Annotated in this window: 19 protein-coding genes and 1 pseudogene; 6 read left to right on the forward strand and 14 right to left on the reverse strand. The window is 70.8% G+C overall.

The window, feature by feature from the left end; all coding sequences use genetic code 11:
* The 8 genes and pseudogenes from PHC73_RS01215 to atpD all read right to left on the reverse strand — a co-directional run.
* Positions 1-480: pseudogene (locus PHC73_RS01215) on the reverse strand (hypothetical protein); the annotation flags it as partial.
* Complete coding sequence (locus PHC73_RS01220; RefSeq protein ID WP_300123740.1) at positions 477-1,949, reverse strand: F0F1 ATP synthase subunit alpha; 1,473 nt, start codon at positions 1,947-1,949, stop codon at positions 477-479. The gene PHC73_RS01220 and the pseudogene PHC73_RS01215, both read right to left, overlap by 4 nt.
* Entirely contained in the window at positions 1,942-2,724 is a 783-nt protein-coding gene (locus tag PHC73_RS01225) for a F0F1 ATP synthase subunit delta (protein ID WP_300123741.1), read from the reverse strand. Before PHC73_RS01225 ends, PHC73_RS01220 begins: the two co-directional genes overlap by 8 nt.
* Positions 2,725-2,798: 74 nt before the next feature.
* A complete protein-coding gene (locus PHC73_RS01230; protein WP_366949770.1) occupies positions 2,799-3,065 on the reverse strand; it encodes a F0F1 ATP synthase subunit C in 267 nt (88 codons plus the stop codon).
* A gap of 147 nt (positions 3,066-3,212) precedes the next feature.
* The gene (locus PHC73_RS01235; RefSeq protein ID WP_300123742.1) at positions 3,213-3,881 is read right to left on the reverse strand and encodes a F0F1 ATP synthase subunit A; all 669 of its coding nucleotides are present in this window, start codon (positions 3,879-3,881) and stop codon (positions 3,213-3,215) included.
* 5 nt (positions 3,882-3,886) lie between these two features.
* A complete protein-coding gene (locus PHC73_RS01240; protein WP_366949771.1) occupies positions 3,887-4,156 on the reverse strand; it encodes an AtpZ/AtpI family protein in 270 nt (89 codons plus the stop codon).
* Entirely contained in the window at positions 4,153-4,560 is a 408-nt protein-coding gene (locus PHC73_RS01245; RefSeq protein ID WP_300123744.1) for a F0F1 ATP synthase subunit epsilon, read from the reverse strand. Before PHC73_RS01245 ends, PHC73_RS01240 begins: the two co-directional genes overlap by 4 nt.
* The gene (gene atpD, locus PHC73_RS01250) at positions 4,557-5,933 is read right to left on the reverse strand and encodes a F0F1 ATP synthase subunit beta (protein WP_300123745.1); all 1,377 of its coding nucleotides are present in this window, start codon (positions 5,931-5,933) and stop codon (positions 4,557-4,559) included. The genes PHC73_RS01245 and atpD overlap by 4 nt, the downstream gene beginning before the upstream one ends.
* A gap of 68 nt (positions 5,934-6,001) precedes the next feature.
* Between atpD and PHC73_RS01255 the strand changes: the two genes are divergently transcribed.
* Positions 6,002-6,769, forward strand: coding sequence for an alpha/beta hydrolase (locus PHC73_RS01255; RefSeq protein WP_300123746.1), 768 nt, complete (start codon positions 6,002-6,004; stop codon positions 6,767-6,769).
* Between the two features lie 23 nt (positions 6,770-6,792).
* Here the strand turns inward: PHC73_RS01255 and PHC73_RS01260 are convergent, their stop codons facing one another.
* From PHC73_RS01260 to PHC73_RS01285, 6 genes are all read right to left on the reverse strand, one after another.
* Positions 6,793-9,117 carry a heavy metal translocating P-type ATPase gene (locus PHC73_RS01260; RefSeq protein ID WP_300123747.1) on the reverse strand — a complete coding sequence of 775 codons (2,325 nt, stop codon included), beginning with the start codon at positions 9,115-9,117 and terminating at the stop codon, positions 6,793-6,795.
* 340 nt (positions 9,118-9,457) lie between these two features.
* Positions 9,458-9,793 (reverse strand): hypothetical protein, encoded by a 336-nt coding sequence (locus PHC73_RS01265; protein ID WP_300123748.1) that lies wholly within the window; start codon positions 9,791-9,793, stop codon positions 9,458-9,460.
* Positions 9,794-9,942: 149 nt separating this feature from the next.
* Positions 9,943-11,652, reverse strand: coding sequence for an alpha-glucan family phosphorylase (gene glgP / locus PHC73_RS01270; protein WP_300123749.1), 1,710 nt, complete (start codon positions 11,650-11,652; stop codon positions 9,943-9,945).
* A gap of 425 nt (positions 11,653-12,077) precedes the next feature.
* Positions 12,078-12,614 (reverse strand): response regulator transcription factor, encoded by a 537-nt coding sequence (locus PHC73_RS01275; protein WP_300123750.1) that lies wholly within the window; start codon positions 12,612-12,614, stop codon positions 12,078-12,080.
* 19 nt (positions 12,615-12,633) lie between these two features.
* Positions 12,634-13,872 (reverse strand): ATP-binding protein, encoded by a 1,239-nt coding sequence (locus PHC73_RS01280; RefSeq protein WP_300123751.1) that lies wholly within the window; start codon positions 13,870-13,872, stop codon positions 12,634-12,636.
* Between the two features lie 136 nt (positions 13,873-14,008).
* Positions 14,009-15,124 carry a hypothetical protein gene (locus PHC73_RS01285; protein WP_300123752.1) on the reverse strand — a complete coding sequence of 372 codons (1,116 nt, stop codon included), beginning with the start codon at positions 15,122-15,124 and terminating at the stop codon, positions 14,009-14,011.
* A gap of 333 nt (positions 15,125-15,457) precedes the next feature.
* On the opposite strand from PHC73_RS01285, the gene PHC73_RS01290 reads away from it, so the two are divergent.
* The 5 genes from PHC73_RS01290 to glk all read left to right on the forward strand — a co-directional run bounded on the left by PHC73_RS01290 (position 15,458) and on the right by glk (position 19,905).
* On the forward strand, positions 15,458-16,852 hold the full coding sequence (locus tag PHC73_RS01290) for a Rieske 2Fe-2S domain-containing protein (RefSeq protein ID WP_300123753.1): 1,395 nt from the start codon (positions 15,458-15,460) through the stop codon (positions 16,850-16,852).
* Positions 16,852-17,346 (forward strand): aromatic-ring-hydroxylating dioxygenase subunit beta, encoded by a 495-nt coding sequence (locus PHC73_RS01295; protein ID WP_300123754.1) that lies wholly within the window; start codon positions 16,852-16,854, stop codon positions 17,344-17,346. The genes PHC73_RS01290 and PHC73_RS01295 overlap by 1 nt, the downstream gene beginning before the upstream one ends.
* Positions 17,347-17,471: 125 nt before the next feature.
* A complete protein-coding gene (locus PHC73_RS01300; protein WP_300123755.1) occupies positions 17,472-17,969 on the forward strand; it encodes a carboxymuconolactone decarboxylase family protein in 498 nt (165 codons plus the stop codon).
* Between the two features lie 4 nt (positions 17,970-17,973).
* Positions 17,974-18,855: an NAD(P)-dependent oxidoreductase gene (locus tag PHC73_RS01305; RefSeq protein WP_300123756.1), complete on the forward strand. Its 882-nt coding sequence runs from the start codon at positions 17,974-17,976 to the stop codon at positions 18,853-18,855.
* Positions 18,856-18,951: 96 nt separating this feature from the next.
* Positions 18,952-19,905: a glucokinase gene (gene glk, locus PHC73_RS01310; protein WP_300123757.1), complete on the forward strand. Its 954-nt coding sequence runs from the start codon at positions 18,952-18,954 to the stop codon at positions 19,903-19,905.
* The last annotated feature ends 133 nt before the right edge of the window (positions 19,906-20,038 follow it).

The following is a 20,038-nucleotide window of genomic DNA, read 5'->3' on the forward strand; positions in this document are numbered from 1 at the left end:
CGGATCGTGACAGAGCACCTGCAGCGAGCCGGCCGCCAGCGCGTCCATGCCGGCCAACGTCTGCGCCAGCACGCCCAGCACCGGACCGACGTCGTCGACCCCCAGCGCGCCCGGGCAGTGCGCCACCACCGCCGGCATCTGCTCGCCTGCGGCCGCCAGCTTGGCGCCCACCAGCACCCGCGGCGTCGCGCCATCGGACAACCCGGCCAGCAGACGCTCGTTGAAGTCGCCGCACAGCCCCTTCTCGCTGCCCAGCACCACCCACAGCCCCGCCGCGGGCGCTGCGGCAGGCGCCGCCGGCCGGCCGGCAAACTGGGTCGCCACGGCAGCCTCGAGGCCGGCGCGCAGTTGCGCGGCGGGCGCCTGCAGGCGCATGACCCGCTGCAGCTCCACCGCCGCCAGGGTGCGCATGCCGGACAGGATGGCGCGGATGTCCTCGAGGCCGCGCAGGTGTTCGGTGAGTTCCCGGTAGCGGCTCACGGCGACACCAGCGCGGTCTCGAGCCAAGCCAGCCAGGCCTCGTCGGACGACCGCAGGTCGAGCCCGCTGCCCGGCACGGCGGCGAGCAGGCGGCCGAGCGCGCCGCCCACCTCGGCTGGCGCCAGCGCATCCAGCAAGCCGTGCCCGAAAGCCAGCAGCCAGGCCAGATGCCCGGCCGCCGACACCGGCGCCAGGCGCTCCTGCTTGAGCAGCTCGCGCAGCACCTGGCCGCGTTTGAGGCGCGCCTGCAGGGCCGGCTCCAGGCGCGCCCCGAAACGGGTGAACGTCTCGAGTTCCAGAAACTGCAGGTACTCGAGCTTGACGCCGGCCGCCGCGGCGCGGATGCGCGGGTGCTGCGCCTTGCCGCCGATGCGCGACACCGACAGGGCGATGTCGATGGCCGGCCGAAAACCGCCGGCGAACAGTCCGCCATCGAGGTAAATCTGCCCGTCGGTGATGGAAATGATGTTGGTCGGGATGTAGGCGGCGATCTCGCCCTGCAGGGTCTCGACGATGGGCAGCGCGGTCATGCTGCCGCCGCCGGCCTCGGCCGACAGGTGCGTGGCGCGCTCGAGCAGCCGGGCGTGTAGATAGAAGATGTCGCCGGGGTAGGCCTCGCGCCCCGGCGGGCGGCGCAGCAGCAGCGACAGCTCCCGGTAGGCGCGGGCGTGGGCGCTGAGGTCGTCGTACACCACCAGCGTGTCGTGGCCGGCGTGCATCCAGGCTTCGGCCAGCGTGCAGCCGGCGAACGGCGCCAGATACTGCAGGCCCGGCAGGGCGCTGGCCTCGCCCACCACCACGCTGGTGTAGGCCAGCGCGCCATGCTGACGCAACAGTTCCAGGGTGCTGACCACCGCCGAGCGCTTCTGGCCGATCAGCACGTACACGCAGCGCACGCCGCTGTCCTTTTGATTGAGCACCGCATCCAGCGCCAGGGCGCTGCGGCCGGTGCCCTCGTCGCCGATGATGAGCTGGCGCTGGCCGCGGCCGATGGGCAGCAGGGTGTCGACGATCTTGCAACCGGTAAGCAGCGGTTCGGTGACGAAATCGCGTTCGAGCAGCGGCGGTGAGGGCGTATCCAGCGGCCGCCGCTGGCCGCTGCGCACCGCATCGCCACCGTCGAGCGGCCGGCCGAGCGGATCGATCACCCGCCCGAGCAGCGCGTCGCCCACCGGCATGTCCAGCACCCGCCCGCCGAGCATTGCCCGGGTGCCGGCGGTGAGGCCCTCGGTCTGGTGCAGCAGCACGGCGCCGAGGTGGCCGTCGCTCAGGTGAAACACCTGCCCCAGGCTGCCGTCCTCGAAACGCAGCAGCTCGTCCATCGCCGCCGACGGCAGGCCGGCCACCCAGGCGATGCCGTCGCCCACCGAGCGCACCACGCCCAGCTCGCGCGCCCGCAGACCCGGCCGGTAGTCCTGCAGCCAGGCGCGTGCGGCGGCCAGCGGGGAGGCGTTCGCCGCCTCAGCCATCGGCATGCACCAGCTCGCAAAACGCCTGCAGCTCGTCCTGCAGGTTGGCGCCGAGCTGCCAGGCGCCGACCTGCAGCCGCACGCCGGCCAGCAACGCCGGGTCCTGGTGGTAGTCGATGGCCGGCGTGCGGTCGCCGGCGAGCGCCGCCAGCGCCCGCGCCAGTTCGGCGCGCTGCGTGTCGTCGAGGGGATGGGCGCAGGTCACCTGCAGCGGCGCGCTGGCCGTGCGCAGGGCCTCGCGCAGCGCGGCGCGCCGTTCGGCCGGCAGCGCGCCGAGCCGCTCCACCAGCAACCGCACCAGCCGCGCCTGCAGCTCAGGCCCGGCGGCGACGCCGAGCAGGCGCGCGGCGAAACGCCCGGCCAGCGCCAGCGCCTCGCGCTCGGCGCTGCGGCGCAGCTCGGCGGCTTCGCGCTCGCGCAGCGCCGCCTCGCGCTGGCGGCGCTCGGCCAGCTCGGTCTCGAGTTCCTGCAGGCGACGCTGGCGCTCGCGTTCGAGTTCCTCGTCGAGATCGCGGCGTGCCTTGGCGCGCTCGCTCGCCCAGTCCTGAAGACGCCGGTCGTACTCGGCCCGGCGCTGCTCGGCCTCGGCCTGCATCGCCGCCGCTTTGGCCAAGCTCGCCTCGATGTCGGCGCGCCGCGCGGCGATGATGCCGAGCACCGGCCGATACAGCAGCCGGTGCAGCAGCCATACCAGCGCCAGGAAATTGACGATCTCGAAGCCGAACGTCAGCCAGTCGAAATCCATGCCGGCCTCACAGTGGGTGAAGAAATGCACGTCCTGCGCATTTCTTGCGTCGCCCGTCCGATACACGCCCGGACGGCTTCGGAGCTTGCAAAATTCACATGCTCTCAGTGCGGCAGATAGGCCAGCAGGGGGTTACGGAACAGCACGATGAGGATGATCACCAGGCAGTAGATGGCCAGCGATTCGATCATCGCAAGGCCAATGAACAGCAGCCGCGAGATCGCCGGCTCGGCTTCCGGCTGACGGGCGATGGCGTCCAGCGCCTGGCTGATGGCGCGGCCCATGGCCAGCGCCGGCAGCATCACCCCGAGCGCAATGCCGAGCACCGCCGCCACCGTGCTGGCGATCACCAGCCAACTCATGTCGGACACTCGTCTACCCTCCTTCGCCATGGGTTTGACCGGGGCAGGATGCCCCGGCGCAAACAAGGACCTTGGTCCTTGAGTCGCGCAGCGCGGCGCGGGCGTGCACCGCGACGCTGCGAACCGAGAAATTCCAGGGATGGAATTTCTCGGCGATCACCGCTCATGCGCCTGCAGGCCGCCGGCGATGTACACCAGCGCCAGCATGCCGAAGATGTAGGCCTGCACCACCGCCTCGATCACGTGCAGCAGCAGGATCGGCACCGGCACCAGCAGGCCCACCACCGTGAGCACCAGCAGCGCGGTGAGTTCAAGGCTCATGATGTTGCCGAACAGGCGCACCGCCAGCGCCAGCGTGCGGGTGAATTCGCTGACCAGGTGAAACGGCAGCAGCAGCGGGCTCGGCTGCAGGTAGCGCCGAAAGTAAGCCCGCCAGCCGCTGGCGCGGATACCGAACCAGTGCACCGAGGCGAACACCAGCACCGCCAGCGCGGCGGTGACGGACAGATCCCGGGTGGGCGATTCCAGTCCTGGAATGAGACCGACCAGGTTGGCGCACAGCAAAAAGGCCCACAGCGTCGCCACGAACGGCAGCACCCGCGGCGCCTGGTCCTCGACCAGCGCGCGCACCGCCGCCTCGGCGGCGCCGACCAGCCCCTCGACCGCCGTCTGCCAGCGTCCCGGCGCGGCGCGCAGACGCCGCCCCGCCAGTGCCGCCAGCGCCGCCAGCAGCAGACTCACCGCGAGGCTGCCGAGCAGGGATTCGGACAGCCGCAGCGGTCCCAGTTGCAGGGCCGGCAGCGCGAGCAGATCGTTGCCGTCCATCGGTTTCAGTCCCGCAACATCAGATACACGTTGATCGCCCCCACCAGCACGCCGAGCAGCAGCAGGCTGAGGGTCCAGGACTGCGAATAACCGGGCAGGCGCTCGTCGAGCCAGCGCCCGAGATAGGCGCCAGCCACCATCGGCAGCACCATCACCAGCCCCAGAGTGCCCAGGAAGCGCGCCTGCGCCAGCACGCTGCGTTTGCGGCGGCTGGCCTCGTCCAGCCGGCGGGCGTCGCGCTCGACCTCCTCGCGCAGGCGCCGCCCGCCGTTCATGCCGGCCAGCCCCACCGTTCGAGCTCCCACAATCGCCGCAGCAGCTGCTGCTCCATCTGCTGCAGGCTCACCCGGGTCTCGCGCAGCGCCGCTTCTTCGGCGCGCAACTGCCGCTCGAGTTCCCCGCCCAGGCGCCGGTAGTCGCTGTCCTCGAGATAGCGGCGGGTGAACAGCCACACCTCGCCGGCCGCCACGCGCAGGATGCCGCCCGGCAGTGCCAGGTACTGCCAGTCGTCGGCACCGGTGCGGTAGCGGGCGAGGCCGAATTCGAGCGCGGTCATGAAGTCCTCGTGACCGGCCTGGATGCCGAAGCTGCCGCTCCCGTCACGCGCCACCAGGCTGCGCACGCCGGGCACGGTGCGCGCCGCCGTCATGCTGTGCAGGTGCAGGGTGAAGCTGCTCACGGGGCCTCGTCCGCCAGCGTGCCGCGCATGTAGAAGCGCTCCTCCGGCCAGTCGTCGTGGCGGCCGGCGAGGATCGCCTCGCAATCGGAAAGACAGTCGTCGAGCGCCACGCTGGTGCCGCCGAGGCCCGAGTGCTGGGCGGTGACGAAAAACGGTTGGGTCAGATAACGCTCCAGACGCCGGGCGCGGTGCACGGTCTGCCGGTCCTCGGCCGACAACTCCTGCAGGCCGAGCATGGCGATGATGTCCTCGAGCTTGCGGTAGCGGGCGATGTGCTCGCGCACCGCCTCGGCCACGCGGTAGTGGCGGTCGCCGATGCTGTGGCGGTCGGCCAGCTTGCAAAACGAGCGCAGCGGGTCGACCGCCGGATACAGGCCCTGCCCGGCCTGGCGGCGCGACAGGATCACCGTGGTGTCCAGATGCCCCAGGATGGCGCTGACCGCCGGATCGGTCAGGTCGTCCGCCGGCACGTACACCGCCTGCACCGAGGTCACTGCGCCCGCCGCCGTGGAGGCGATCCGGTCCTCGACCTCGGCAATCTCGGTGCCGAGCGTCGGCTGGTAGCCGACCGTGGCCGGCATGCGCCCGAGCAGGCTGGACACCTCGCTGCCGACCTGCACCATGCGGTAGATGTTGTCGATCAGCAGCAGCACCTCGCGGTGCTGGGTGTCGCGCAGATACTCGGCGTAGGTGAGCGCGGTCAGCGCCACGCGAAAGCGCGCGCCGGGCGACTCGTCCATCTCGCCGAACACCAAAAGCGCGTGCGGCAGCACGCCGGCCTCGCGCATGTCGTGCCACAGCTCGTGGCCCTCGCGGATGCGCTCGCCGACCCCGGCGAACACCGACACGCCCCGGTGCACCGCCTGGATGGCGTGCATGAACTCCATGATCAGCACTGTCTTGCCGACCCCGGCGCCGCCGAACAGGCCGGTCTTGCCGCCGCGAAAGAACGGGCACAGCAGATCGATCACCTTGATGCCGGTGGGCAGCACCGCGCTCACGGCGCGCGCCTCGGCCAGCGCCGGCGGCGGCTGGTGCACGTTGCGAAAGGCGCCACCGGCCAGCGGCGCACCGCCGTCCTGCGGCTCGCCGAAGACGTTAAGCACCCGCCCCAGGCAGTCGGCCGACACCGGCACGTGCAGCGGCGCGCCGGTGTCGTACACCGGCATGCCGCGCTTGAGGCCGCCGGTGCCGTGCAGCGTCACCGCGCGCAGGTGGCGCTCGTCCAGGTGCTGGTGCACCTCGAACAGATAGGCCTCGTGATCGAAGCGCGCCAACAGCGCCTGACGCAGCGGCGGCAGACGCTCGCAGGCAATCACCACCACCGGCCCCTGCACGCCGACGATGGTGCCGACCGGCGTGTCATCACTCATGGCCGGCGCCACACGGCCGCCGGCGCGGCGCGTATCGTCATCGCCCTGGCTCGCCCCGGCACCACGCCATGCCTGCAGCACACCCGAAACCCTTGCCCGACGGCATCGAACACCGCCTGCGCCTGCTGGCGCCCGACCGGCCCGGCTTTGGCGAGTCCAGTTTCAAGCCCGGGCGCACGCTTGGCGCCTGGGCCGACGACGTCGGCGAGCTGGCGGACCGGCTCGGCCTGCGGCGCTTTGCCGTATTCGGCGTGTCGGCCGGCGGGCCCTACGCGCTGGCCTGCGCGGCGCGCCTGGCCGACCGCGTCGCGGCGGTCGCCCTGCTGGCCCCGCTCGGGCCGCTCGACTGGCCGCAGGCCCGACGCGGCATGGCCACCATGAACCGCCTGGGGCTCGGCCTGGCCGCCTGGCTGCCGGCGCTGGCGCGCGGCCTGATGCGCCTGGCCGCGCCCTGGGCACGGCGACACCCGCAGCGCCTGCTGGACCGGCTGCAGGCCGCGGCGCCGGCGGCGGATCGCGCCGTGCTGGCCGACCCCACCAACCGGGCGGTGCTGGGCGCGACCTTTTGCGAAGCCCTGCGCCAGGGCGGGCACGGCGCCGCCTGGGAGCTGACCGTGCTGGCGCGGCGCTGGGATTTCGCCCTCGAGGATGTGCGCTTGCCGGTGCGCATCTGGCACGGCCTGGCCGACACCATCGTGCCGCCGGCGCTGGTGCGCCACCTGGCCGCGCGCCTGCCGTGCAGCGAAGTGCGCTGGTTGGCCGGCGAAGGCCATCACTCGCTGATCCTGCGCCACTTTCCGGCCGCCCTGGCCAGCCTGTGCCCAGCCGGCCAGTGACCCACGGCCGAGGGACGGCTTGGTCATACCTGCACGCGCCGCAGGCGCAGGGCGTTGCCGATCACCGACACCGAGCTCAACGACATGGCCGCGGCGGCAATCATCGGCGACAACAGAATCCCGAAGAACGGATACAGCACGCCGGCGGCGATCGGCACGCCGAGCGCGTTGTAGCCGAAGGCGAACCACAGGTTCTGGCGAATGTTGCGCATCGTCGCCCGCGACAGGCGGATGGCGCGCACGATGCCGGTCAGATCGCCCTTGACCAGCGTCACATCGGCGCTTTGCATGGCCACGTCGGTGCCGCTGCCCATGGCGATGCCGACGTCGGCCGAAGCCAGCGCCGGGGCGTCGTTGATGCCGTCGCCGGCCATCGCCACGCAGCGGCCCTGGGCTTGCAGGTCCTTGATCTTCTGCGCCTTCTGGTCGGGCTGGAGGCCGGCGACCACCTCGTCGATGCCCAGCCGCCGCGCCACCGCGTGGGCGGTGGTGGCGCTGTCGCCGGTGAGCATGACGATGCGGATGCGCTCCTCGTGCAGGGCGCGAATGGCGGCCGGCGCGCTGTCCTTGACCGGATCGGCGACGGCGAGCAAACCGGCGAGCCGGTCGCCCACGGCCAGGAACATGACGGTCTTGCCGTCACCGCGCAGCGCCTCGGCGCGCTCGGCAAGCGGATCGACGGTCACGCCGACGGCATCCAGCAACGCCCGGTTGCCGAGCGCCACCTGACGGCCGTCGACCCGGCCGCGCACGCCCTGACCCGGAACCGCAACGAACTCCTCGCAGCGCGCAGGCTCGATGCCGCGCCGCTGCGCACCGCCGACGATGGCGGCCGCCAGCGGGTGCTCGCTGGCGCGTTCGAGCGTCGCCGCCAGGCGCAGCACTTCGTCCTCGGCGAAACCCGCAGCGGCGACCACGTCCTCGAGCCGCGGCCGGCCCTCGGTGAGGGTGCCGGTCTTGTCGACCACCAGCGTGTCGACCTCACGCAGGGTCTGGATGGCTGTGGCGTTCCTGAACAGCACCCCCAGCGAGGCGCCCTTGCCGCTGGCGACCATGATGGACATGGGCGTGGCGAGCCCCAGCGCGCACGGGCAGGCGATGATCAACACCGAAACCGCGTTGACCAGCGCGTAGGCCAGCGCCGGCGGCGGCCCCCACAGGCTCCAGGCGACAAAACTCAGCGCCGCCACGCCGATCACTGCCGGCACGAACCAGGCCGCCACGCGGTCCGCCAAGCCTTGGATGGGCGCGCGGCTGCGGCTGGCCTCGGCGACCATCTGCACGATGTGCGCCAGCACCGTGTCGCGGCCCACCCGCCGCGCCTCGATCACCAGCGTGCCGGTGCCGTTGACGGTGGCGCCGATGACCTCGTCGCCGGCGGCCTTTTCCACCGGGATCGGCTCGCCGGAGATCATGGACTCGTCGACGGCGCTGCGGCCTTGCAGCACCACGCCGTCCACCGGCACCCGCTCACCCGGCCGCACGCGCAGGCGGTCGCCGACCTGCACCTGCTCGAGCGGCACATCCTGCTCGCTGCCGTCCGGGGCAATGCGCCGCGCGGTCTTGGGCGCCAGCCCCAGCAAGGCGCGGATGGCGGCGTTGGTCGCGCTGCGCGCCCGCAGCTCCAGCACCTGGCCCAGCAGGACCAGGGTGACGATGACCGCCGCCGCCTCGAAGTAGACGCCAACCTGCCCGGCGTGATCGCGAAACGCAGGCGGAAAGACCCCCGGCGCCACGGTGGCCAGCAGGCTGTAGCCGTAGGCCACCGCCACACCGAGGCCGATCAGCGTGAACATGTTCAGATGCCGCGTGCGCAGCGACTTGGCGCCGCGCACGAAAAACGGCCAGCCGCCCCACAACACCACCACCGAGGCGAAAGCCAGCTCCAGCCAGCGCCCGACCGCCCCATGCGGCAGCCAGCCGGCCAGCGCCGGCAGCATGCCGCCCATGGCCAGCACCAGCACCGGCACGGTGCACGCACCGGCCAGCCACAGGCGGCGCGTCATGTCGTCGAGTTCCGGGTTGTCCAGGCCCGCCGCGGCGATGTCCAGGGGCTCGAGCGCCATGCCGCAGATCGGGCAGTCGCCGGGCCCGCGCTGCTGCACCTCGGGATGCATGGGGCAGGTGTAGAGCGCATCGGCGTGCGCCTGGGCGGGCGCTGTCGACGGGCGCGCGCCGTGCCGACCGCAGCTGTGGCCGGGCTGGCGCGCCAGGAACGCCGGCGGGTCGGCGACGAACCGGTCGCGGCAGCGGGTGCTGCAGAAATACCAACGCTGCCCGGCGTGCTCGGCGCTCGCCGCAGCGCGGGATTCATCCACCTGCATGCCGCAGACCGGGTCGGTCGCCATGCGTCGCTACCTCGTAGGGTCGTTGGGTCGAGTCATGCCGGAAAGGTTAGGCAGCCAGCTCAGAGTTGTGAAGAAATGCGCCTCCTGCGCATTTCTTGCGTCGCCCGTCCGGTACACGCCCGGACGGGCTCCCGCGAATCAAGCCCTTACGGGCTCGCTTCGCGTCCGGCCATCCCTGGCCGGCCTCGGAGCTTAAAAAATTCACACGCTCCCAGGACACGTCCGGCGCGTTTTTTCAACTCGGCTCGTCGCGGCACGAGTCCGCAGCGAGCCACCGCCCAGACTCGCGCCGCTGAGCCGGCGTTTGCGCAAAGACTCCCGACCGGGAGTCGTGCGGCCATCACGGCGCGGGGGCGCCGGCAGCCGGTTGGCTGCCGGTCTGGGCAGCACCGCCGTTCGCTGCGGGTCCACCCTTCATGCGCATGCCGCCCTGGCGCTGCCGGCACTCGCGCATGCGCTGGCGCATCTGCTGGTGCTCGCTCTGGTCGATCACGCCATCCTTGTTGGCGTCCATCTGCGCAAAGCGCTGTTCGGCGCGCTGCATGAACTCCTCTTTGGTCAGCTTGCCGTCGGCGCCCAGCATGCCGCCGCGAACGCCAGTTCCACACTGCGCCGAGGCGGCGCCGGCCAGTGCCAGGCAAGCCGCAGCAATCAACATCGATGTCGGTCGTTTCATCGCACGTTCTCCTGGAAAAATGCCGAAAAACTCCGTGCCTGGCGTTTTTCGGCTCGCCGCAGCGCGGGCAAAAGCCGCACTGCAATTATTGAATCAATCACGCACATCCTCTGTTCAGGTCGGGGCAGCCCGGCCCGACCGCGCCGACCTCAGCGGATATAAGCCTCGGTCGCGTAACGACGCATCATGCGGTGGCTGTTGAAGAACGACGCGTTCTTGGCGATCGCCCCCTGCATGACGCGCGCCCAGCCGTCGGCCGCGCCGAGCTGCCCGCTGTACAGCGGCAGCACCACCTGCTCGAGCTTGTCGTACAGGGCACGGGCGTCGTTGTCGTGACCGGCCTCGGTGGCGGCGCCGACACTCCAGCCGGTCACGCCCTCGATGCAACCCTCCACCCACCAGCCGTCCAGTACCGACAGGGACGGCACACCGTTGAAGGCGGCTTTCATGCCGCTGGTGCCGGATGCCTCCAGCGGCGGCAGCGGCGTGTTCAGCCACACGTCGCTGCCGGACACCATCAGCAGCGCGGTATCGAGGTCGTAATCGGGCAGGTAGGCCATCGGGATGACCCCGGCCAGCTCGCGCATGTGCCGGTGCAGCAGCTCGATCAGCCGCTTGCCGCCCTCGTCGCGCGGATGCGCCTTGCCGGCCAGCACGACCTGGAACGGCCGCGCCGCGGCGATGGCCTTCAGCCGCTCGAGGTCGGTGAACAGCAGGTCCGGGCGCTTGTAGGCGGTCATGCGCCGGGCGAAGCCCAGGATCGGCAGATCCGGCTGCAGCGTCACGCCGGTGCGCTCGGCCACGCGCGCGATCAGCGCCCGTTTGGCCTCGGCGTGCGCCTGCAACAGCGCCGTCTGCGGGATGCAGCAGTCGGCGCGCACCAGCAGTTCCGGTTCATGGCACCAGCCGGGCAGGTAGTGGTCGTACAGCGCGCGCAGCGGCGGCGCAGTCCAGGTGTACGGGTGCACGCCGTTGGTCACCGCATGCACCCGGTAACCCGGGAACATGCGCCGCGACACCTCGGCATGGCGCTGCGCCACGCCGTTGACGTACTCGCTGAGGTTCAGCGCCAGGCGGGTCATGTTCAGCACATCCTCGCCGCCCAGCTGCTTGAGCACGGCGATCGGCACGAAATCGTCCAGCACCTGCTGCACCAGGTCGTAGCCGAAGCGGTCGTGGCCGGCCTCGACCGGCGTGTGGGTGGTGAAACAGCACAGGTCACGCACCAACGGCACGTCGAAAGGCGACTCGCCGGGGCGCAGCTCTTCGGGCGCATGGGCGTGGCGGCGCAGCAACTCCACCGCCAGCAGCGCCGAGTGGCCTTCGTTCATGTGGTACTGGCGAATCTCGAACCCGAGCGCCTGCAGCAGGCGCACGCCGCCGATGCCAAGCACAGCCTCCTGGCGCAGCCGATAGGACCCATCCTCGCCGTAGAGCTGATGGGTGATGGACCGATCATCGGGATGGTTTTCCTCCAGGTCGGTGTCCAGCAGCAACACCGGCTGCTTGCCGCCCAGATGACCGCTCAGCACGTACAGCCAGCCGCCGACCCACACCTGGCGCTCCTGCAAGGTCAGCGCCACCTTGGCCGCCAGCGGCGTGGCGTGCTCGCGCGGCTCCCAGGGTGCCGGCTGCTCCACCTGCCGGCCGGCCTCGTCGAAGCTCTGGCGAAAATGCCCGCCGCGCGACACCAGGCTCACCGCCACCAGCGGCAGCTCCAGATCGGCCGCCGCCCGCACCGTGTCGCCGGCCAGCACGCCAAGGCCGCCGGCATAGGTGGGAATGGCGCTCTCGAGGGCGATTTCCATCGAGAAATACGCCACCCGCGGCGTGTGCAGAAACGGCTCCAGGGGGGACATGGAAACCTCCGTATTGGCGCGACAAAGGGGCGAGTCCAGCCAGCAGTATCGTCCGCCGCGGAATACCCCGCCGGCGTGATGGCGCCTTAACAGGCCGTTGAAAAAGGGCTTCCTGCCCTTTTTCAACTCGGCTCGTCGCGGCACATGTCCGCAACCAGCCTCCCCCACATCAAGCGCTCGACGCGCTTGATGTGGGGGCAAGCCATCCCTGGCTTGCCTTAACAGGCCGCTGAAAAAGGTTTTTCAACGGCCTGTTAGAAACCGTGAGCGGCGCATGGCTCCCACGCGGCTTGGGACAAATCGGCCCCCGTTTGATCACAGTCAACCGCAGGCGCCGGTGCTGCGCGGGTTGGCCGCCCCCGCGCGCACCGCCCGGAACGGCCTGTACCGCGCCGACGCGAGCCGAAAATCCAGGGAAGGATTTTCTACAGGCTGCCGCTGCGTTTGCCGAGCTTTCTCTGCAGCGTGCGCCGGTGCATGCGCAGCGCCCGCGCCGCGGCCGACACGTTGCCGCCGCAGTCCTTCAGGACGCGCTGGATGTGCTCCCATTCCACGCGACGCACCGACAGCGGCTGCTCCGGTACCTGGCTGACCGCCGCCGGCGCCGGCTCGGCGGCGTCGAAGGCGCGCAGCACGGCGTCGGCATCCACCGGTTTGGCCAGGTAGTAGGTGGCGCCGAGCTTGATGGCGTCGATGGCGGTCGGGATGCTGGCATAGCCACTCAGCACCAGGATGCGCGCCTGCGGCTGGCGCGCGCGTAGCAACGGCACCAGTTCGAGCCCGCTGCCGTCCGGCAGGCGCAGATCGAACACCGCGTGCGTCGGCGTGAGCCGCGTGAGCAGCTCGCGCGCCTCGCCGACGCTGCCGGCCAGCGTCACCGCAAAACCTCGCCGGCCAAGCGCGGTGGCCATCACCCGCCCGAACGCCGGGTCGTCGTCGACCAGCAGCAGTTCACCGGCCACGGGCGCTGCGCGCTCCACGTCAGGCCGCCAGCGCCGTCAGCGGCAACGCCACCTGCGCCAAGGTGCCGCCACCTTCGCGCGGCGTGATCGCCAGACTGCCGCCGAAACGCTCGACCACCGCCCGCGCCAGATACACGCCCAGCCCCAGACCACCCGGCTTGCCGCTGACGAACGGCTGGCCGAGCCGCGGCGCCAGCTCGCGCGGCACGCCAGGCCCGCGGTCGGCGATGTCGAGCCGCAGCGCCTTGGCATCCCAGCGGGCGGCCAGCTCCACCGCGGCGCTCGCGTCGGCGGCGTTGTCGAGCAGGCTGAACAGGGCCTGACGCAAGGTTTCGTCGGCCACCACCTGCGGCGGCTCGCCTGGCCCGCTGCACGATAGCCGCACCGCCGCCTGCGGGCGGGTCTGCCGCCAGTGCTCGACCAGCGCCGTCAGCCAGGCCTCGAGCCCCAGCCGGCCGCCGCCCTCGGCGCGCCCCTGACCGGTGACGGTGAGGTTGCGCGTCAGCACGCCCCGACAGCGCTCGATTTGCTGCGACAGCAGGTCGAGCTCGGCGCGCTGCTCGGCCGGCGCCGTGGCGCGCAGCTCGCCCACCAGCACCGCCATGGTCGACAGCGGCGTGCTGAGCTCGTGCGCCGTGCCGGCGGCGAGCGCACCCAGCGCGGCCAGTTGTTCGCCGCGCAGCGCCGCCTCGCGCAACTGCGCCAGGTGCGCCTCGCGCAGGCGCAGCGCCGCCGCCAGGCGCGCCACGAAGGCGGCGATCACCAGCGCCGCCACCACCAGACTCAACCACATGCCAAGCAGGTGCAGATCGAAACTGTCGCCGAGACTGCCGTGGTAATGCGGCAGCGGCCGGTAGGCGAACATGACCAGGCTGTAGCCGGCCACCACCAGCGCCGTCAGCGCCGCGGTGTGCCGCATCGGCAGCACGGTGGCGGCCACCGCCAGCGGCAGCAAAAACAGCGACGCGAACGGGTTGGCATAGCCGCCGTTGAAGTACAGAAAGGCCGTCAGGCCGACGATGTCGAACGCCAGCTGCCCGGTCAGCACCCAGGCCGAGGGCTCGTCGCCGTGCCGTGCGTACCAGTAGGCCAGCGCGTTCATGCCGGCGAGCGCGCCCAGGATCAAGGCATCGATCGCCAGCGGCAGTTGCATGCCGAGCAGGCCGGCCGCCACCGCCACCGCTGCCGCCTGGGTGGCCAGCGCCACGCTGCGCAGGTGCACCAGCAGCAGGGCACCGGAAGAGGAAACCGTGGACATCGGGGCCAACGAACCGGGTAGACAGGCAACGGGTGATTTTAGGCCCACCCCCATGCGCGCGTCTGCGACACACGGCCGCAGACGCCGCTTCGATCGCCCGGCGGCCGACCCGCACAGCGGACCGCCGGGCCGCCCATCACACGCCGATGTTGGGCTCGGCTCGCAGCAGCCGCGCCGGGTCGCCGTAGGCGGCGATGCGGGCGCGAAACGCCGGATCGTCCGCCAGCAGCAGGCGCCCGTGTTCCCACAGCGTCTTGCCGCCGAAGCGCACGGTGGGGTCCAGCAGCGGGATCGAGCCCTCGCCCGGCGGCGCCTCGCCGATGGCGTGGAAATGCGCCAGGCGCGGGTTGCCGTGGGCATGCAGAATCCAGCCGAACAGGTCGTCCTGCGGGCGCAGGTGCGTGAAGCACGCCGGATGCGTGCCCATGTGCCAGGAATTGACGATGTAGCCATCCTTGCGGATTTCGGCGCCGGCCGTATCCAGGTACCGGCGCAGGGCGTCCACCGCCGCCGGTTCGCCGTCGAAGTCCACCATGCGGCCTTGTTCCAGCGTGGCCAGCACCGGGCTTGGCAGGATCACGCCCTTGGCCTTCATGACGCGGATGGTGGATGGCGTCACCCAGCGGATGGCCAGCCGGCCGCTGGCTTCCAGGCACGAGTACACCGCCGTCACGCTCAGCGGGAAGGTGCGCAGCGTGAAGCTGTCGACCGCCGCCGGCGCGGCCGGCTTCGGATGCAGCGGCGCGCGCAGGTCCGTACCCAGCGGGCAAGTGACCTGGTAGTCGCCGGCCGCCGCCAGCTGCGGCGCCAGCGCTTTCAGGATCTCGGCGCTGACCTGGAACGGGATGCGCGCGTACTCGGAGCCGAGCTGGTCCCAGGTGGTCAGCGGGTTCATCACCTTCAGCCCCCGGCCCTCGAACGGCACCAGGCGCAGCACCGCCGCCATCAGGTGATTGAGCAGCGTCACGTCGGCCTCGGCCACCGCCGCCAGCAGCGTGCGCGGCACCGCATCCGGTCCCTCGATGGCGTCCGCCCACAGCACGTGCACCCGGGCGCCGAGCGCGCGGGCCTCGTCCTCGATGATGCGCGCCACGGCCGGGTCCACCAGGCCGTTTTCGTTCACGATCATCAGCTCCGTGCCGCGCTTGACCTCGCAGCAGTTCACCAGCAGGTTGCGCGCGCCCTCGCGCACCTGCGCCTCGCTGCACAGGCGCGGGGCGGTGCGAAAGTCGATTTCCTTGATCATGCCCATCGTGGTGTCCTCGGGTTGGGTTCAGGCGACGTTGACGGCGGGGCTTCGTCCACGCGGCAGCAGCAATCCGGCGTGTGCTTGCCCGGCACCCGCAGGGTCCTGTGCAGCTCCGAGCGCTGCTGCCCGTGCCGGGCGCGGCCCCCGGCCGGGACTTTCCGTTCCGGGATGAGCGGCCATTGTTCGCGCTTGTGCCGGGCCAGGATTGACGCCCGTCAAGGTGCAGGGACGTGCTAGCATCGATCCCTAACGGCCGTTCATGATGGTCGTGCTTGCCACGCCTGCGCGTGCGGCGCGCCGACCGGCCGCTGGCGCGCTCCATTTGCCGAGGGGGAGATGAACCGACCCATGGAACGGCCCGTGCCGGCCGCAGGACCGGTCGATTTCGACCGCTACATCGACGATCGCATCGACGAGGGCGTGTTCGCCGTCCATCGCGACATCTTCCGCGACGAATTCCTGTTCGAGCTGGAGATGAAGTACATCTTCGAGTCGAACTGGGTGTTCCTGTGCCACGCCTCGCAGATTGCGCAGCCCCACGATTTCTACACCACCCACATCGGCCGCCAGCCGGTGCTGGTCACGCGCAACGCGGCCGGGGAACTGCGGGCCTTCCTGAACACCTGTACGCACAAGGGCTCGCTGGTGTGCCTGAACCGCGCTGGCAAGCGCAAGTTCCACAGCTGCACCTATCACGGCTGGACCTTCGACAGCGACGGCCGCTGCGTGTCGATCAAGGACCACGCCGACGCCGCCTACACGCCGGCCTTCGAGGCGAACAGCCACGACCTGAACGCCGTGCCGCGCCTGGCCGAGTACCGCGGTTGGGTGTTCGCCAGCCTGAACGCCGACGTCGTGCCCCTGGAGCAGCATCTGGGCGACGCGCGGGTGTTCATCGACCTGCTGGTCGAGCAGGCGCCGGACGGCATGGAACTGGTGCGCGGCAACGCCAGCTACAGCTTTCCCGGCAACTGGAAGCTGCAGGTCGAGAACTGCCTGGACGGCTACCACCTGAACATCGCCCACAAGGGCTTCATCGAGATCACCCGCCGGCGCATCGCGCGCGCCGGGGCGGCCTACAAGGGGCCGGACATCGAGGCCATGTTCGGCGTGAACCTCAAGACCGGCAGCTTCGGCCTCAAGAACGGCCACGCGCTGTTCTTCACCGAGAACCCGGCCCCGGAGTTTCGCCCGCTGTGGCCGCAGCGCGAGCAGCTTGTGGCGCGCCTGGGCGCCGGGCGGGCCAAGTGGCTGTTGCAGTACGGTCGCAACCTGACCATCTTCCCGAACGTGCAGTGCACGGACAACGCCGTGATCGGCCAGTTTCGCGTGCTGCGCCCGCTGGCGACCGACCGGACCGAGATGGAAATCTACTGCTGGGTGCCGGTGGGCGAGCCGCCCGCGGCGCGCCGCCTGCGCCTGCGCCAGTACGAGGATTTCTTCAACATCAGCTCCACCGGCACGCCGGACGACGTGGGCGCCTACCGCAACTGCCAGCAGGGCCTGCAGGCGCGCGCGGTGGACTGGCTGCACGGCCACGGGCGGGGCATGGGCGCCATGGTGCGCGGCGGCAACGAGTACGCGCGCGAGATCGGCATCGAGCCCGAGACCAGCAGCGCGGGGCCGCTGAACATGTCCGACGAGACGCTGTTCCACGCCAACTACCGGCAGTGGCTGCGCCTGATGAAGGACGGCCAGCGCCGCGCGCTCGCGGCCGGGGAGATCGGCTGATGGTCACGCCCGAACTGCACATGGCCGCCGCCGCGGTGGTGTTCCGCGAGGCCGATTGCCTGGACCGCTGGCGCTGGCAGGACTGGCTCGACCTGTACACCGACGACTGCCTGTTCTGGTGTCCGTCCTGGGTGGACGAGGAAACGCTCGGCGACGATCCGGACCGCTACGTGTCGTTCTTCTATCTGGCCGGTCGGGCGGCGCTCGGTGATCGCGTGTACCGCGTGGAATCGGGCCTCACGCCGTTCGTGACGCCGCTGCCGCGGACCTGTCACGTGATCAGCAACCTGCACGTGACGGCCGCCGACCAGGACCGCGTCGAGGTCAGCAGCCACTGGCACACCAGCACCTACCACCGGCGCGTGACGACGCAGTTGTTCGGCTTCTACGACCACACGCTGGTGCAGGACGGCGGGCGCTGGCGCATCGCGCGCAAGAAGATCACGCTGCTGAACGACCACCTCGACCTGCCGATCGACTTCAACCAAGTGTGATGAGTTTCGGCAAAACGCCATCCATGGCGTTTTGCCGATCGCCGAGCCCGGCACAGGTCCAGGCTCGGCTCCGCGCCATCCCTGGCGCGTGACGGTTCTTCAACGCTCAACGAGGAGGGGAAGCCATGGCCAAGACCGACGATCCGCGCATGAAAAAGGCGCTCGAAATGCTGCACGCCATCGAGGACAAGGACGCCGCCGATGAGGTGGTGAGCGTGCTGAACGAGCTGGCGCCCGACTATGCGAAGGCCACGGTGGCCTACGCGTTTGGCGACACCTACGCGCGCACCGAGCAGCTGGCGCTGCGCGACCGGGAGATCACCACCATCGCCACGCTGGCGGCGCTCGGCACCGCGCAGCCGCAGCTGAAGGTGCACATTCGCAGCGGGCTCAAGGTGGGCCTCACGCAGCAGGAGATCGTCGAGATCATCGGCCAGGTGGGCGTGTACGCCGGCTTCCCGGCGGCGGCCAACGCCTACTTCGCCATGAAGGAGGCGCTGACCGAGAGCGCCGCCGCGCGCAAGGCGGCGGCCGACAAGAGCGGCGCGGCGAAGTTCGCCGGCGGCAAGGCGAAAGCCGCCAAGGCCAAGGCCGCAAAGCCAAAAGCGACCAAGAAGGGCTGAGACCATGAACCCGGTACTCGGCTTCATCGGGCTCGGCGCCATGGGGCTGCCCATGTCGGGCCACCTCGTGCGCGCCGGCTACCGGGTGCTGGGCTTCGATCCGTCGCCGGAGGCGATGTCCGCCGCCACCGCGCAGGGCCTCACAGCCTGCGCCGACGCCGCGGCTGTCGGGCGGCAGGCGCAGATCGTGTTCACGTGTCTGCCGAGCCAGAAGGTCGTGCGCGCCACGGCGGATGCGCTCATCGCCAGCATGGCGCCGGGCGGCGTGATCGTCGATTGCAGCACCATCAGCCCGCTGCTGGCGGGCGAGCTGGCGGCGGATGCGGCCAGGCGCGACATCGGCTTTCTCGACGCTCCGCTCAGCGGCGCCGGCAGCGGCGCGCAGGCGGCCACGCTCAGCATCATGGTCGGCGGCGACGCGGCGCTGTTCGAGCGCGTGCGCCCGCTGTTCGAGCTGATGGGCAAGAACATCTTTCACCTCGGCGCCGTCGGCGCCGGACAGACCGCCAAGCTGTGCCAGAACCTGATCCTGGTCTCGACGCTGTCCGGGGTGATGGAGTCGGTCGCGCTCGGCCGGGCGGTCGGCGTCGAGCCGCAGCGGCTGCTGGAGGTGATGGACACCTGCCTTGCGCCGACGCGGGTGATGGACGTGCTGGTGAAGCCGAAGTTCGACGGCCGCGCGCCGTTCGACCACACCACCGACGGCCTCACCATGATCGGCAAGGACATCACGCTGGTGCGGGAACTCGCCGAGCGGGTGGGCCTGAAACTGCCGATCGGCAACCACATCCAGAGCCTGTACCGGCAGGCCATCGACAAGGGCTACGGCCGCCAGGATTTGCTGGCCTGGTACGAGCTGATCGACAAAGGCATCTTCGACGTCTGAACGAGCCGATGCTGAAAAATTCCGTCCGTGGAATTTTTCAGCCGGCCGTCGGGCGGTGCACACTGGCGACGACCGTAGCGACGAGCTGGAGCGCACATGGACCTTCTGGCGGGCGACATCGGCGGCACCAAGACCGCGCTGCTGCGCGGGCGCTGGCAGGACGGCCGGCTCACGGTGCTGGCCGAGGCGCGCTACGACAGCACCGCCTATGCCGATCTGGCCGAGCCGGTACGCGAGTTCCTGGGCGACGCACCACCGCCGCCGCGTGCCTGCTTCGCCGTGGCGGGCCCGGTGCAGCCGGCACCCGGCGGCGGCAGCCAGGCGCGCATTACCAACCTGCCGTGGCAGCTCGACAGCGCGCGGCTCGAGCGCACGCTCGGCATCGCCCGCGTCACGCTCATCAACGATCTGGCCGGCGTCGGCCATGGCATCGCGGTGCTCGGGCCCGATCAGGTCCGCACCCTGCAGCCGGGCGCTGCGCGCGGCGACAGCCCGCGGGCGGTGATCGGCATCGGAACCGGCCTTGGCGTGGCGCTGCTCGTGCCGCAAGCCGATGCCTGGCGGGTGTTTCCCAGCGAAGGTGGACATGTCGACTTCGCCCCTCTCGATGACCGCCAGGCGCGTCTGCGGGAGTTTGCGCGACTGCGTGTGGGCGCCGAGCGGGTGTCCTTCGAGCGGCTGGTGTCCGGTCCGGGACTGGCGCTGGTGTACGAATTTCTGGGCGGACCGGCCGTCGATGCCGCCAGCGTGAGCGCACGTGCCGCCGCCGCCGAGGCGCGCGCCGGCGAGGCCATGCAGCTGTTCGCGCGCCTCGGCGGCGCATTCGCCGGCAATCTGGCCCTCACCTGCCTGCCGTTTGGCGGGCTTTATCTGGCCGGCGGGGTGGTGCAAAAAAACCTGCCGCTGTTCGGCAGCGCGGCTTTTCTGGACGCCTTTCGCGCCAAGGGACGCATGGCCGACCTGTTGCAGCAGGTGCCGCTGCGCGCCATCACCGAGCCGCGCGTCGGCTTGCTGGGCGCCGCCGCCTGCGCCGCCAGCCCCATCGGCTGACCGGCACCCGGCGGTTGAGTGCGGTCAGCGCGGCTCACCGGGTTGGGCGCTAGGTTGGGAATGCCGATTCGATCGGCGCCGCAGCGGGCTGAAAAATTCCACGGATGGGGTTTTTCGGCCTCTGTCTGACGTG

This window comes from Immundisolibacter sp. (assembly GCF_028696615.1).
Classification (GTDB): domain Bacteria; phylum Pseudomonadota; class Gammaproteobacteria; order Immundisolibacterales; family Immundisolibacteraceae; genus Immundisolibacter.

What these genes read in the sequence shown, in the direction of transcription:
- PHC73_RS01260 (WP_300123747.1), bottom strand. Translation starts at nt 9,117, where the DNA reads ATGGCGACCGACCCGGTCTGCGGCATGCAGGTGGATGAATCCCGCGCT.
- PHC73_RS01280 (WP_300123751.1), bottom strand. Translation starts at nt 13,872, where the DNA reads ATGTCCACGGTTTCCTCTTCCGGTGCCCTGCTGCTGGTGCACCTGCGC.
- glk (WP_300123757.1), top strand. Translation starts at nt 18,952, where the DNA reads ATGGACCTTCTGGCGGGCGACATCGGCGGCACCAAGACCGCGCTGCTG.
- PHC73_RS01285 (WP_300123752.1), bottom strand. Translation starts at nt 15,124, where the DNA reads ATGGGCATGATCAAGGAAATCGACTTTCGCACCGCCCCGCGCCTGTGC.
- PHC73_RS01255 (WP_300123746.1), top strand. Translation starts at nt 6,002, where the DNA reads ATGCCTGCAGCACACCCGAAACCCTTGCCCGACGGCATCGAACACCGC.
- PHC73_RS01300 (WP_300123755.1), top strand. Translation starts at nt 17,472, where the DNA reads ATGGCCAAGACCGACGATCCGCGCATGAAAAAGGCGCTCGAAATGCTG.
- PHC73_RS01235 (WP_300123742.1), bottom strand. Translation starts at nt 3,881, where the DNA reads ATGGACGGCAACGATCTGCTCGCGCTGCCGGCCCTGCAACTGGGACCG.
- PHC73_RS01220 (WP_300123740.1), bottom strand. Translation starts at nt 1,949, where the DNA reads ATGGCTGAGGCGGCGAACGCCTCCCCGCTGGCCGCCGCACGCGCCTGG.
- PHC73_RS01265 (WP_300123748.1), bottom strand. Translation starts at nt 9,793, where the DNA reads ATGAAACGACCGACATCGATGTTGATTGCTGCGGCTTGCCTGGCACTG.
- PHC73_RS01295 (WP_300123754.1), top strand. Translation starts at nt 16,852, where the DNA reads ATGGTCACGCCCGAACTGCACATGGCCGCCGCCGCGGTGGTGTTCCGC.
- PHC73_RS01290 (WP_300123753.1), top strand. Translation starts at nt 15,458, where the DNA reads ATGAACCGACCCATGGAACGGCCCGTGCCGGCCGCAGGACCGGTCGAT.
- glgP (WP_300123749.1), bottom strand. Translation starts at nt 11,652, where the DNA reads ATGTCCCCCCTGGAGCCGTTTCTGCACACGCCGCGGGTGGCGTATTTC.
- PHC73_RS01240 (WP_366949771.1), bottom strand. Translation starts at nt 4,156, where the DNA reads ATGAACGGCGGGCGGCGCCTGCGCGAGGAGGTCGAGCGCGACGCCCGC.
- PHC73_RS01305 (WP_300123756.1), top strand. Translation starts at nt 17,974, where the DNA reads ATGAACCCGGTACTCGGCTTCATCGGGCTCGGCGCCATGGGGCTGCCC.
- atpD (WP_300123745.1), bottom strand. Translation starts at nt 5,933, where the DNA reads ATGAGTGATGACACGCCGGTCGGCACCATCGTCGGCGTGCAGGGGCCG.